Below are 12,124 nucleotides of genomic sequence, written 5' to 3'. Positions count from 1 at the left end.
CTCATTCTCCAATCCCCCGTACCGCCCTGGTCACCGGCGGCTCGTCGGGCATCGGCCTGGCCATCGCCCGGCGCCTTCGGCAACAGGGTTATCGGATCGCCCTGGTGGCCCGTGATTCCCAGCGCCTGCAACGCGCTGCCGCCGAGTTGGGCGGTGTGCCCTGGATGGCCGCCGATCTTTCCCGCCGCGAAGCTGTCGAGGCGGTGGCCGCCTGGGTTGGCGACACCTTCCAGGGGCTCGACGTGCTGGTGAACAACGCCGGGTTCACCCGAAAGATCGCCGCCACCACTCCGCTGGCTGAGGCCGAGCGGGAATGGGATGCGCTGCTGGACGGCAACCTGAAAAGCGCGTTCCTCATGTCGCTGGCGGTGTTGCCGCATTTCGCGAAAGAGGGCGGGCGGATCATCCATATCGGATCGATCGCCGCGCAGACCGGTAGCGGCAGTCCCGGTGCGCTGGGCTATGCGGCGGCCAAGGCCGGCCTGCATGGCTTCGGCGTGGCCCTGGCGCGGGAACTCGGTTCGCGCGGGATCACGGTGAACAGCGTGGCGCCGGGTTACATCGCTGACACCCGGTTCTTTCCCGGCGGCCTCGATCCGCAACGGGTCGCCGCCATCGTCGGCGAGACCCCGCTGGGCAGGACCGGCCGGGTCGAGGACATCGCCGCGGCGGTGGCCTGGCTGGCCTCGCCCGAGGCGGGGTTCGTCACCGGAACGGTGGTGTCGGTGAACGGTGGCTGGCGGGTCGGCAATTGAAGCGGAAGCGGGCGGGGGTACTCAGTCCGGCTACCCGAGAGCGCAGGTGAATAGCCGTGGGGCGCCTGTCCCGCGCTGGTGCGAGGCATTGGCAATCCTGAAATGAAAAGAGGGAGCCCTGGCTCCCTCTTCGCGCGTTCGCCGTTCCGTCAGGAAAGGAAGCCGCCGTCGACGTTCAGCGCCACGCCGGTGGTGTAGCTGGACGCTTCGCTAGCCAAGTAAAGCACGGCGCCTGCCATTTCGCTCGGCTCGGCCACGCGCTTGAGCGGGATGCGCTGCAGGGCGAGGTTGCGGATCGCGTCGTTCTTCACCAGCGCCGAAGCGAACTTGGTGTCGGTCAACCCTGGCAGGAGGGCGTTGCAGCGGATGCCGAACTGCGCGCATTCCTTGGCGAAGACCTTGGTCATGCTGATCACGGCGGCCTTGGTCACCGAGTAGATGCCCTGGAACTCGCCGGGCGATACGCCGTTGATCGAGGCCACGTTGATGATGCTGCCGCCGCCGTGTTCCTTCATCAGCTTGCCGCCCTCGATGGACATGAAGTAGTAGCCGCGGATGTTGACGTCGACGGTCTTCTGGAAGGCGCCGAGGTCGGTTTCCAGTACGTTGCAGAACTGCGGGTTCGTGGCGGCGTTGTTGACCAGGATGTCGAGGCGGCCGAACTGCTCACGGATCTGTGCGAAGACGTTCTGGATCTGCTCCATCTCGCCGATGTGGCAGGCGATCGCGGTGGCCTTGCCGCCCTCCGCGGTGATCGCGTCGGCGACCGCCTGGCAGCCATCGATCTTGCGGCTCGAGACGATCACGTGGGCGCCTTGCTGGGCCAGCAGCTTGGCTATCGCCTCGCCGATGCCGCGGCTGGCGCCGGAAACGAAGGCGATCTTGCCGTCGAGGTCGAACAGGTGGGTCTTGGACATGGGCTATCCCCTTGTAGTGGTCGGTTACAGGCGGGAGCGCTCGATGGCCTGCAGGCTCATCTGCTCCAGCAGCTTGTTCATCTGCACGAACTGGGCGAAACGCTTGTCCTGGGTCTGCCCGTGGTAGTAGCGGTAGTAGATCTGCTGGACGATGCCGGCAAGACGGAACAGGCCATAGGTGTAGTAGAAGTCCAGGTTGTCGATCGGCGGGATCCCGGCCCGCTCGGCGTAGTAGTCGGCGAACTCCCGGCGGGTCAGCATGCCCGGCAGGTGGCTGGGCTGGCGGCGGGTCAGCTGCACCGGAGCCGGGTCGCCGGCTTCCACCCAGTAGGCGAGGGTGTTGCCGAGGTCCATCAGCGGATCGCCGAGGGTGGCCAGTTCCCAGTCCAGCACGCCGATGATCTGCATCGGGTTGTCCGGGTCGAGGATCACGTTGTCGAAGCGGTAGTCGTTGTGCACGATGCCCGGCTTGTGGTGATCGGCCGGCTGCTTGTCCTTGAGCCAGGCCTTGACCGGTTCCCAGAGCGGCGCGTCGGGGGTCAGGGCCTTCTCGTAGCGGTCGGTCCAGCCGGCGATCTGGCGCTGCACGTAGCCGTCCGGGCGGCCCAGGTCGGCCAGTCCGCAGGCGGCGTAGTCGACGTTGTGCAGCTCGACGAACTTGTCGATGAAGCTCTTGCACAGGCTGCGGGTCTGTTGTTCGTCGAGATTCAGCTCAGGCGGCAGTTCGGCGCGCAGGATGATGCCCTTGACCCGTTCCATGACGTAGAACTCGGCGCCGATCACCGACTCGTCGGTGCAGTAGAGGTAGGCTTTCGGGCAGTAGGGGAAGCCTGCGTTCAACTGGTTCAGGATGCGGTATTCGCGGCCCATGTCGTGGGCCGACTTGGCCTTGTGGCCGAATGGCGGGCGACGCAGGACGAACTCCTGGCGCGGATACTCGATCAGGTAGGTCAGGTTGGACGCGCCACCGGGGAACTGGCTGATCTTCGGGGTGCCTTCGAGGCCGGGGATATGGGCTTTCAGGTACGGGTCGATGACGGCGGCGTCGAGTTCTTCGCCGGCGCGGATGCGAGTGGATTGGTCAGTCAGCGACATGGGGTTCCCTTCTCGTGGTGCCACGGCGGAGCCGCGGGAGCCGGTGCGCGCATCAGGCTGCGCAATGATGGTGACCGGCGATAATTGGCTAATCTAATGCCCTGTCCCGGCCCTCACAAGCCGCCGCCGGGCGTTATGGGCAAGCGTGTTGCCGCTCCATCACGGTCCCTGATCGTCGGCCTGGAGGAATGCCGGACGAAAAAAAACCGGAGCCGCGAGGGACTCCGGTTTTCCTTCTGGCATGGCGCCGGAAACGATCAGACCGGGAACAGTTCGCCCAGCTTCATCGCCAGCATCATGTCGCCTTCGGCGCGCAGCTTGCCGGCCATGAAGGCCTGCATGCCGTCGGTCTCGCCGCTGGTGATGCCCTTCAGGGTTTCGCTGTCCATGATCAGGGTGACGTTGGGGTTCTCGGCGTCGCCCTGTACCACTTCGCAGGTACCGTCCTTGACGACCAGGTAGTGGTTGTCGCCGTCTTCGATGTTGAACTGGAACACCAGATCCAGGCCGGCGGCCGCGCTGGCGTTGAACTTGCTTTTCATGGTGGAGACGATGTCAGCAACGGTGGTCATGGGTTCTATTCCTTTCTTCTAGGGTTTTTTCGGCGACCGGAACGGTCGCGGTAGGCCGGCTCATCGATAGGTGATGAGTTCCGGCGCCTTCAACAGTTCCAGGTGCACGTGACTGTTGAAGGAAGCCAGGGACACTTCCTCGCCGCGGAATCTCAGGCGAGTCAGCGAGGTATTGACGATCTGCCAGTTCAGCTCGAAGGCCTTGAGCGGCGGAACGCCGACGATCAGTTGGAGCAGGGCGGTAATGGTACCGCCGGAGGTGAACACAGCGACCCTGTCCTTGCCGCTGGCCTGCGCCAGCAGACGACGAAGACCGTCATGGACCTTATCGAGGAATTCCTGCCAGCTTTCCAGCCCATCTTTCTCATGGTTGCCGGAAACCCAGCGCGCGATGATGGTGGAGAACAGGCGCTGGAACTCGGCCCGATGCTCGGCCGCATGGCGAAGGATGTGCAAGGCTTCCGGCTGCTCCTCGAGCAGGTCCGGCAGGTGCGCGCGGATCACCGCGTCGGCTTCGAATTCGTTGAACGCCGGATCGACTTCCAGCTCCGGCGTGGCCAGCCCGGAGGACTCCAGGCGTTCGAGGGCGGCGCGGGCGGTGTGCTGCTGGCGGCGCAAGCCGCCGCTGAGGACGCGGTCGAAACGGACGCCGAGGTTCAGCAGGTGGTCGCCGAGGATTTCCGCCTGGCGGATGCCGGTCGGCGACAGCACGTCGTAGTCGTCGGCACCGAACGACGCCTGGCCATGTCGAATCAGGTAGATGCTGCCCACGGGCGGACCTCGGCGGGTGAAAGTTCCGCGAGGGTATGAGGATCACCCAGGGCTGTCAACGAAAAAACATACGCTTGTTTGAATGTCATTCGCTGCCTTTATCGGCTGCTCCGGGCGCGCCCTGCAAAGGCTCTCCAGGCAGCGGCATCGCTGGCCGCCCGTCGGTGGCCTGGGTATGCTTGCGCAATCGTGTCGCCCGTAGACGGGTGCGTCAACAGTAGAGAGGGGGTTGTGTGGAGTTCATTGCCGAATATGCGGGCTTTCTGGCCAGGACCGTGACCGTGCTGGCGGCGATCATCGTGGTGCTGGTGGTGATCGTCGCCCTGCGCGGCCGCGGCCGGCGCGGCGCAGGCGGGCACCTCGACGTGCAGAAACTCAACGATTTCTACAAGGACCTGCGCGAGCGGGTCCGTCACAGCGTCCTCGACAAGGCCAGCCTCAAGGCCTTGCGCAAGGAGGAGAGCAAGGCGGCGAAGCAGGCGAAGAAACATCCTGAACAGAAGTCGCGGGTCTACGTGCTCGATTTCGACGGCGACATCAAGGCCTCGGCTACCGAGCAACTGCGCCACGAAGTGACTGCGGTGCTGAGCATGGCGGGCAAGGACGACGAGGTGGTGCTGCGCCTGGAAAGCGGCGGTGGCATGGTCCATGGCTACGGCCTGGCGGCCTCGCAACTGGCGCGCATCCGCCAGGCCGGCGTGCCGCTGACCGTGTGCGTCGACAAGGTGGCGGCCAGCGGCGGCTACATGATGGCCTGCATCGGCGATCGGATCCTTTCCGCGCCCTTCGCCATCCTCGGCTCGATCGGCGTGGTGGCGCAGTTGCCCAACGTCCACCGGCTGTTGAAGAAGCACGATATTGACTTCGAGGTGCTTACCGCTGGCGAATACAAGCGTACGCTGACGGTATTCGGCGAGAACACCGAGAAGGGCCGGGAAAAGTTCCAGGAGGACCTGGAGGTGACCCACGAACTGTTCAAGAACTTCGTGGCCCACTACCGGCCGCAACTGAACATGGACGAGATCGCCACCGGCGAGGTCTGGCTGGGCCAGGCCGCACTGGGCAAGCTGCTGGTGGACGAACTCAAGACCAGCGACGAGTACCTGGCCGAGCAGGCCAGGGAGCGCGATGTCTACCAGGTGCAATTCGTCGAGCGCAAGAGCCTGCAGGAACGCGTCGGCCTGGCCGCCAGCGTGGTTATCGACCGCGTGCTGGTGACCTGGTGGGGGCGGCTCAACCAGCAGAAGTTCTGGCAATAGGCCGGCGCCGACAGGGACGAACACGCTGTCTTCAGGGTTTTCACGAGAGGAGGTCGAAATGGCTGTATTCAAGGCGTTGTGGGTGACGGAAGCGCCCCACGGCGTTTACGAAACGCAGGTGGTCGAGCGCAATACCGGCGACCTGCCGGCGGGCGACGTACTGATCCGCGTGCAGTATTCCTCGCTGAACTACAAGGATGCGCTGTCCGCCAGCGGCAACCGCGGGGTGACCCGCAAGTACCCGCATACCCCCGGCATCGATGCCGCCGGTGTGGTCGCCGAGTCCTCGGTGGCCGAGTTCGCGGCCGGCGACGAGGTGATCGTCACCGGCTACGACCTGGGCATGAACACCGCCGGCGGTTTCGGCCAGTACATCCGCGTGCCCGCGGCCTGGGTGATCAAGCGCCCGCAAGGCCTGAGCCTGCGCGAGGCGATGATCCTCGGCACCGCCGGCCTGACCGCGGCGCTCTGCGTCGAAAAGCTGGAGCGCAGCGGCCTGCGCCCCGACCATGGCTCGGTGCTGGTCACCGGCGCCAGCGGCGGGGTCGGCACTATCGCCGTGGAACTGCTGGCCAAGCTCGGCTACACCGTGGCGGCCGCCACCGGCAAGCTGGAGCAGGCCGAGTTCCTCAACCGCCTGGGGGCCAAGCAGATCCTCGATCGCGCCACCGTGGCCGATGGCGTCGACAAGCCGTTGCTCAAGGAACAGTGGGCCGGCGCGGTGGACACCGTCGGCGGCGACATCCTCTTCAACGTGGTCAAGTCGTTGCAGTACGGCGGCAGCGTCGCCTGCTGCGGCCTGACCGCCGGCGCCGGCTTCAAGGCCTCGGTGCTGCCGTTCATCCTGCGCGGGGTCAACCTGCTCGGGGTGGACTCGGTGGAGCTGCCGCTGGTGGTCAAGGCGTCCATGTGGGACAAGCTGTCGCTGCAATGGAAGCTCGACAACCTCGAAGAGGTGGCGCGCGAGATCGCCCTCGAAGAGCTGCCGGGGGCGATCAACCAGATCCTCGCCGGCAAACTGGTCGGCCGGGTGCTGGTCAACCTCGGCTGAGGGCGTTGCCGGAGCCCAGCTCCGGCAACAGGTAGCCCGCCCAGAGCGATTCGGCGAACTGCGGCCGGAAGAAGCCGAAATGGCCGATGTGGCGGGCGCCGATTTCCTCGGGAGCGATGCGCCAGGCGGTTTTCGGCGCTTCGCGGTAGAAGCCCAGCAGCGACTCGATGCTGCGTCGGGACATCATTTCATCGTCGGTGAACGACAGCGACACGATGGGCGTGCGTACGGCGGAGAAGGCGCGGCGGATAGCCTCGCCATCCGCGAGGGCGTACTGCGGATGCAGGCACCAGCGTCGCCATTGTTCGATCACCCCGCGCGGCAGGTCGCCGACCATGCCCAGGCGGCGCCCGGGAAAATAGCCGAGCAGCGGCGTCAGCAGGGGCGCGACGAGGTACCAGAACAACCAGACCTTGTTGCGCAACCGCGGGCTGTTTTCCTTCCAGTAGCCACTGCCGCTGGCGATGCTGAAGACCCTCTCGATACGCTCGCGCCCTTCGACGAAGGGCAGGATCTGGCCGCCCAGGCTATGGCCGATCCAGTACAGGGGCTTGCTCCCGCTCTCGGCGAGCGCGGCGGCGAGCATGGCGCTGCAGTCATGACGGGCCCAACCCAGCACATCGACCTCGAGACCGCGCAGCGAGCCGTTGCGCGATTGCCCCATGCCCAGGTAGTCGAAGGTGATGGCCAGGTAGCCGCGCTCTGCCAGCCAGGCGGCGAAGGGCGCGTAGAACCGCTGTTCCACGCCCATCGCCGGGACGATCAGGAGATAGCCGCGCGGCTCCCCGGCAGGCCGGTACCAATGGCTGGCCAGCGGATGGCCGTTGCCGTTATCGATGAGGCGTGGTTGCGGAGGGTTCATGCCGGTCTCCGTGGTCTGCTCATGGCTTCGAGAATAGAGCTGGCCGCCAGGGCGCCTCCAGCCGGCCGAAAGCACGGCCGGGGCGCCTTGGCGGTCAGGCCTGGCTGACGTACATGGTGATCTCGGCGCGGAATACCGGCTTGTCGTCGACATAGGCGACCACCGGCACCACCAGGTTGCCGGTGGCTTGCCAGTCGATCTGGCTGCCGTCGGCCACCGCGCGCACGTCGCCAGTGGCCTTGGCCAGGTACTCGACGGTCATGCCGCGCGGAATCCAGCGATGGCCGGCGGGAATCGAGGCGTCGGTCATGGTCCCGGCGGCCAGTTCGGCGGCATTGCACAGGGCGATGGCATGCACCGTGCCGATATGGTTCAGCACCTCGCGGCGCTTGGGGAAGGTGACTTCGGCATAGCCGGGACGCAGTTCGACGAACTGCGGGGCGATGCTGGCGAAATAGGGTGCGAACTGGCCGATCATGGCGCTGAACTGAGCCGGGCCGACCTGCTGGTACATCTGCATCATCTGACTCATGGAAAACTCCGGGCGTTTCAGGATTGAAGATGTGTGCGCACCGGGGCAGTATACGAAGGTTAGAAATTTATTCTAGAAAAATATTCTAGTCAGCGTTTCGACGATTATCGACAAGGACCGACATGGGCCGTTCTTCCCGCAAAGACGAGATTCTCCAGGCCGCCCTGGCCTGCTTCAGCGAGCATGGCGTAGACGCCACCACCATCGAGATGATCCGCGACCGTTCCGGAGCGAGCATCGGTAGCCTCTACCACCATTTCGGCAACAAGGAACGCATCCATGGCGAACTGTACCTGGCCGGGATCGGCCAGTACGCGGCGTTGCTCGAAGCCGGCTTCGCCAGGGCGCGCAGCGCCGAGGAAACGGTCAGGTTGCTGGTCACCAGCTATATCGACTGGGTCGTGGCGAATCCTGACTGGGCACGCTTCATCCTGCACAGCCGCGGGCGGGTAGAGGCGGGGGAGTTGGGCGAGCGCCTGCGGGCCGACAACCAGGCCCACTTCGCGCGGATCCATGCGGCGCTGGCGGGATATCGGGCCGAGGGCCTGTTCCGCGAGATGCCGGACGACTGCTTTGCTTCGGTGGTGATCGGCCCGGCCCACGACCTTGCCCGCCAGTGGCTGGCCGGGCGAACCCGGGTGGCGTTGGCCGACTGTCGCGAACTGCTGGCGCAGGTGGCCTGGGACAGCGTGCGCGCGGCCTGAGGCGTCCGTGGCCTCGGGAACGAAAAAGCCCCGCGGCTGCGGGGCTTTTTCGTCAGGGCCGGGTTCAGCCGCGGCGGCGGAACAGCGGCAGCGGCTGCTCCACCGAGGTCTGGTAGACCTCGCTGAAGTCGTCCAGGCTGGCCAGGGCGTCTTCCGGGCTGCGGTCGGCACGGATGGCGTAGGCGTCGAAGCCGCAGCGGCGCATGAAGAACAGCTGGTCGCGCAGCACGTCGCCGATCGCGCGGATCTCGCCCTTGTAGCCGTAGCGCTCGCGCAGCAGGCGCGCGCTGCTGAAGCCGCGGCCATCGGTAAAGGCGGGGAAGTTCACCGCGATCACCTGGAACCTGTCGAGGTCACCGGCGATGCTTTCCGGCTCCTCGTCCGCGTCCAGCCAGACCCCCAGGCCACCGTCGCGGCCGCGCAGGGCCGGGCCGTGCTCGAGCCACAGGGCCAGCGGGATGATCACGTCGTCGCTGTTGGGCACGCTTTCCAGGGTCGCGTCCTTGGGCAGCAAGTGCCAGCGGTCGTCGACCACCTGGCGGTCCTTAATGATTCGCTGCATATACGCGCTCCTTGAACGGGTCGATACCGATACGGCGGAAGGTGTCGATGAAGGGTTCTTCCTCGGTCCGGCGTTCCACGTAGACCTGGATGATCTTGTCGATCACGTCGGCCATCTGCTCCTGGGCGAAGGACGGGCCGAGGATCTGCCCGAGGCTGGCGTCGCGCGCCGAGCTGCCGCCGAGGGAGACCTGGTAGAACTCCGCGCCTTTCTTGTCGACCCCGAGGATGCCGATGTGGCCGACATGGTGATGGCCGCAGGCGTTCATGCAGCCGGAGATGTTCAGGTCGATGTCGCCGATGTCGAACAGGTAGTCGAGGTTGTCGAAGCGGCGCTGGATGGCCTCGGCGATCGGGATCGACTTGGCGTTGGCCAGGGAGCAGAAGTCACCGCCCGGGCAGCAGATGATGTCGGTCAGCAGGCCGACGTTGGGGGTGGCGAAGCCCAGTTCGCGGAGTTCGCCCCAGAGGGCGAAGAGTTCGCCCTGCTCGACGTCGGCGAGAATGATGTTCTGGTTATGGCTGTTGCGCACCTCGCCGAAGCTGTAGCGGTCGGCGAGATCGGCGATGGCCTCCAGCTGTTTGTCGGTGACGTCTCCCGGCGCGGTGCCGGTGGGCTTCAGCGAGAGCGTCACGGCGACGTAGCCGGGCTTCTTGTGGGCGAAGGTGTTGCGTGCGCGCCAGCGGGCGAAGCCGGGGTGCTCCGCGTCGAGCCGGGCGAGGGATTCATCGAGGTCGTCGAGGGCCTTGTAGGCCGGATCGACGAAATGCGCGGCGACGCGCTGGACTTCCGCCTCGGTGAGGGTGCTCGGTCCGTCCTTGAGGTTGGCCCATTCGGCCTCGACGCGCTCGGCGAAGACTTCCGGGGTCAGTGCCTTGACCAGGATCTTGATCCGCGCCTTGTACTTGTTGTCGCGCCGGCCATAGCGGTTGTAGACGCGCAGGATGGCATCCAGGTAGCCGAGCAGGTGCTGCCAGGGCAGGAATTCGTTGATGAAGCTGCCGACGATCGGGGTCCGGCCCAGGCCGCCGCCGACCGAGACGCGGAAGCCGAGCTGGCCGGCCTCGTTCTTCACCGCCTCCAGGCCGATGTCGTGCACCTCGATGGCGGCACGGTCGCTCACCGCGCCGTTCACCGCGATCTTGAACTTGCGCGGCAGGTGGGCGAACTCGGGGTGGAAGGTCGACCATTGGCGGATGATCTCGCACCAGGGGCGCGGGTCCACCAACTCGTCGCGGGCGACGCCGGCGAACTGGTCGGTGGTGGTGTTGCGGATGCAGTTGCCGCTGGTCTGGATCGCGTGCATCTGCACGGTGGCCAGTTCGGCGAGGATTTCCGGCACGTCTTCCAGCTCCGGCCAGTTGAACTGCACGTTCTGCCGGGTGCTGATGTGGGCGTAGCCCTTGTCGTAGTCGCGGGCGATCTGCGCCAGCTTGCGCAGTTGGCGCGAGGAGAGCAGGCCATAGGGAACGGCGATGCGCAGCATCGGGGCATAGCGCTGGATGTAGAGACCGTTCTGCAGGCGCAGCGGGCGGAACTCCTCACCGGTCAATTCACCCGCCAGGTAACGGCGGGTCTGGTCGCGGAACTGCTTGACGCGGTCCTCGACGATCCGTTGGTCGTACTCGTCGTATACGTACATGAATATTCCTGCTGTCAGGCTATGCGGCTTACTGCGTTAACCAGCGCGCACGGCTACGCGCTCCACGCGGAGTGGGCGCACGATACCAGTTCATATTTATGCGTAAAAGTGATGTTTGAGTATATGGTAAGAACCAAAAAGACTAAGTCGCCAGGCAAGCATAACCGCTTCGCAACGGCGCCTTTCTTGAGCGATGGGCGGCGCTGGTCTTAACTGGAGAGTGCCTTTCGATGTCTTCGTCCCGATACCCACAAGAAACAGGGGGAGTCATGAGCGAGCCGAGCAAAACCCAGGAAAACCGCGACAGCGTGGTCGACGCCCGCGCGGCCTTCGTCCTGATCCTGCTGGTGGTGGCTACCGCGGTGTTCTGGGTCAGCCACCAGTGAAAGCCCGCCTCGGCGGCGCAGAGGTCACAGGCCGCTGAGGCTCAGCACCAGTTTCACGATCCCGGCCAGCAACAGCACGAACACCAGGGTGAAGAGCAGGCCCAGCATGATGAAGTGCACGGGCTTGCCGTGGCTGAAGTCGCGGGCGCGGTTTCGCCCGCTCTGTACGCCGAAGGCGGCAGCCATCACGCTATGCAGCATCTGCCAGAAGGTCGGCGGCTTCTGGTTCGGTTCTTCCGTCTCGATACCCATCGGTGGTCCTCCCTTTTCCATACCTGCCCTGAGAGTCTAGACCCTTGGCGGGAGGAGGGTGGCTTCAGGCCTGGCGGGCGGGGATGCGCCGTTCCGCCGTGCCCTGCGTGGCCCTGGCGCGCAGTTGCCCGCAGCCGCCGTCGATGTCCTGGCCGGCCGAGTTGCGCACCTTGGTCAGCACGCCGCGGCTGTGCAGGTAGCGCACCAGCTCGACGATCCGCTCCCCGCTCGGGCGCCGGTAGGCGTCGCCGTCCATGCTGTTGTAGGGGATCAGGTTCATCACCGCGAAGCGGCCCTTGAGCAGGCGCAGGATGCCGTCCATTTCCTCCAGGCTGTCGTTGATCCCTTCGAGCAGGGTCCATTGGTACTGGATCGGATAGTCGACCCGGCGGGCGTAGGCCTCGCCAGCTTCCACCAGTTCTTCCGGGCTCAGCGGCGGCGCCTTGGGCAACAGTTGCCGGCGCAGTTCGGCGCGGGTGCTGTGCAGGGACAGGGCGAGGGCGGGCTTCACCCGTTGCCGGGGCAGGCGCTCGAACACGCGGGGATCGCCGACGGTGGAGAACACCAGGTTCTTGTGGCCGATGCCGCCATCGGTGCCGAGCAGGTCGATGGCTTCGAGGACGTTGTCGAGGTTGTGCGCCGGCTCGCCCATGCCCATGAACACCACTTTCTTCACCGCTCGCCGACGCCGCGCCAGGACCACCTGGGCGACCATCTCCAGGCTGCCGACCTGGCGCAGCAGGCCGCTGCGGCCGGTCATGCAG

At 65.6% G+C, this 12,124-nt stretch carries 14 protein-coding genes; 4 read left to right on the top strand and 10 right to left on the bottom strand.

From position 1 onward, the window contains the following. A partial coding sequence (locus FFS27_RS18915) for an SDR family NAD(P)-dependent oxidoreductase (RefSeq protein WP_218570989.1) occupies window positions 1–755 on the top strand: 755 nt, incomplete at its 5' end. A gap of 149 nt (window positions 756–904) precedes the next feature. On the opposite strand, the gene FFS27_RS18910 is transcribed toward FFS27_RS18915, so the two are convergent. From FFS27_RS18910 to FFS27_RS18895, 4 genes are all read right to left on the bottom strand, one after another. After that, on the bottom strand, window positions 905–1,672 hold the full coding sequence (locus FFS27_RS18910; protein ID WP_003087987.1) for an SDR family oxidoreductase: 768 nt from the start codon (window positions 1,670–1,672) through the stop codon (window positions 905–907). 24 nt (window positions 1,673–1,696) lie between these two features. Beyond that, the gene (locus FFS27_RS18905; protein ID WP_003087989.1) at window positions 1,697–2,767 is read right to left on the bottom strand and encodes a phosphotransferase family protein; all 1,071 of its coding nucleotides are present in this window, start codon (window positions 2,765–2,767) and stop codon (window positions 1,697–1,699) included. A 257-nt stretch (window positions 2,768–3,024) separates the two neighbouring features. Further along, window positions 3,025–3,339: an SCP2 sterol-binding domain-containing protein gene (locus FFS27_RS18900; protein WP_003087993.1), complete on the bottom strand. Its 315-nt coding sequence runs from the start codon at window positions 3,337–3,339 to the stop codon at window positions 3,025–3,027. A 60-nt stretch (window positions 3,340–3,399) separates the two neighbouring features. Next, window positions 3,400–4,110: a histidine phosphatase family protein gene (locus FFS27_RS18895; protein WP_004349259.1), complete on the bottom strand. Its 711-nt coding sequence runs from the start codon at window positions 4,108–4,110 to the stop codon at window positions 3,400–3,402. Between the two features lie 233 nt (window positions 4,111–4,343). Here FFS27_RS18895 and sohB point away from each other — a divergent pair, with 233 nt between their 5' ends. After that, entirely contained in the window at window positions 4,344–5,369 is a 1,026-nt protein-coding gene (sohB, locus tag FFS27_RS18890; protein WP_003087997.1) for a protease SohB, read from the top strand. A 58-nt stretch (window positions 5,370–5,427) separates the two neighbouring features. Then, window positions 5,428–6,420, top strand: a complete 993-nt coding sequence (locus FFS27_RS18885; RefSeq protein ID WP_137952143.1) for a YhdH/YhfP family quinone oxidoreductase — start codon at window positions 5,428–5,430, stop codon at window positions 6,418–6,420. Here the strand turns inward: FFS27_RS18885 and FFS27_RS18880 are convergent. Together FFS27_RS18880 and FFS27_RS18875 are read right to left on the bottom strand one after the other, a co-directional pair. Further along, window positions 6,407–7,282 carry an alpha/beta hydrolase family protein gene (locus tag FFS27_RS18880; protein WP_003087999.1) on the bottom strand — a complete coding sequence of 292 codons (876 nt, stop codon included), beginning with the start codon at window positions 7,280–7,282 and terminating at the stop codon, window positions 6,407–6,409. The two genes, FFS27_RS18885 and FFS27_RS18880, sit on opposite strands and share 14 nt — an antisense overlap. Before the next feature lie 94 nt (window positions 7,283–7,376). Further along, on the bottom strand, window positions 7,377–7,814 hold the full coding sequence (locus tag FFS27_RS18875; protein WP_003098177.1) for a hotdog fold domain-containing protein: 438 nt from the start codon (window positions 7,812–7,814) through the stop codon (window positions 7,377–7,379). A gap of 122 nt (window positions 7,815–7,936) precedes the next feature. Between FFS27_RS18875 and FFS27_RS18870 the strand changes: the two genes are divergently transcribed. After that, on the top strand, window positions 7,937–8,518 hold the full coding sequence (locus FFS27_RS18870; protein WP_003098179.1) for a TetR/AcrR family transcriptional regulator: 582 nt from the start codon (window positions 7,937–7,939) through the stop codon (window positions 8,516–8,518). 64 nt (window positions 8,519–8,582) lie between these two features. Here FFS27_RS18870 and FFS27_RS18865 read toward each other — a convergent pair whose 3' ends face one another. The 4 genes from FFS27_RS18865 to FFS27_RS18845 form a co-directional block, all read right to left on the bottom strand. Then, on the bottom strand, window positions 8,583–9,080 hold the full coding sequence (locus FFS27_RS18865) for a DUF934 domain-containing protein (RefSeq protein ID WP_003088003.1): 498 nt from the start codon (window positions 9,078–9,080) through the stop codon (window positions 8,583–8,585). Continuing rightward, a complete protein-coding gene (locus tag FFS27_RS18860) occupies window positions 9,064–10,722 on the bottom strand; it encodes a nitrite/sulfite reductase (protein ID WP_009876262.1) in 1,659 nt (552 codons plus the stop codon). Before FFS27_RS18860 ends, FFS27_RS18865 begins: the two co-directional genes overlap by 17 nt. A gap of 410 nt (window positions 10,723–11,132) precedes the next feature. Beyond that, window positions 11,133–11,360, bottom strand: coding sequence for a DUF2970 domain-containing protein (locus tag FFS27_RS18850; protein ID WP_003088007.1), 228 nt, complete (start codon window positions 11,358–11,360; stop codon window positions 11,133–11,135). Between the two features lie 64 nt (window positions 11,361–11,424). Further along, a partial coding sequence (locus tag FFS27_RS18845; RefSeq protein WP_137952142.1) for an RNA methyltransferase occupies window positions 11,425–12,124 on the bottom strand: 700 nt, incomplete at its 5' end.

It is taken from the genome of Pseudomonas sp. 2VD (genome assembly GCF_005503585.1).
GTDB lineage: Bacteria > Pseudomonadota > Gammaproteobacteria > Pseudomonadales > Pseudomonadaceae > Pseudomonas > Pseudomonas aeruginosa.
This window is presented reverse-complemented; position numbering and strand designations above follow the sequence as displayed.

Excerpts from the sequence above, each read along its gene's own strand:
- FFS27_RS18875 (WP_003098177.1), bottom strand. The coding sequence starts at position 7,814 with ATGAGTCAGATGATGCAGATGTACCAGCAGGTCGGCCCGGCTCAGTTC.
- FFS27_RS18900 (WP_003087993.1), bottom strand. The coding sequence starts at position 3,339 with ATGACCACCGTTGCTGACATCGTCTCCACCATGAAAAGCAAGTTCAAC.
- FFS27_RS18880 (WP_003087999.1), bottom strand. The coding sequence starts at position 7,282 with ATGAACCCTCCGCAACCACGCCTCATCGATAACGGCAACGGCCATCCG.
- FFS27_RS18865 (WP_003088003.1), bottom strand. The coding sequence starts at position 9,080 with ATGCAGCGAATCATTAAGGACCGCCAGGTGGTCGACGACCGCTGGCAC.
- FFS27_RS18885 (WP_137952143.1), top strand. The coding sequence starts at position 5,428 with ATGGCTGTATTCAAGGCGTTGTGGGTGACGGAAGCGCCCCACGGCGTT.
- FFS27_RS18905 (WP_003087989.1), bottom strand. The coding sequence starts at position 2,767 with ATGTCGCTGACTGACCAATCCACTCGCATCCGCGCCGGCGAAGAACTC.
- FFS27_RS18860 (WP_009876262.1), bottom strand. The coding sequence starts at position 10,722 with ATGTACGTATACGACGAGTACGACCAACGGATCGTCGAGGACCGCGTC.
- FFS27_RS18870 (WP_003098179.1), top strand. The coding sequence starts at position 7,937 with ATGGGCCGTTCTTCCCGCAAAGACGAGATTCTCCAGGCCGCCCTGGCC.
- FFS27_RS18850 (WP_003088007.1), bottom strand. The coding sequence starts at position 11,360 with ATGGGTATCGAGACGGAAGAACCGAACCAGAAGCCGCCGACCTTCTGG.
- FFS27_RS18910 (WP_003087987.1), bottom strand. The coding sequence starts at position 1,672 with ATGTCCAAGACCCACCTGTTCGACCTCGACGGCAAGATCGCCTTCGTT.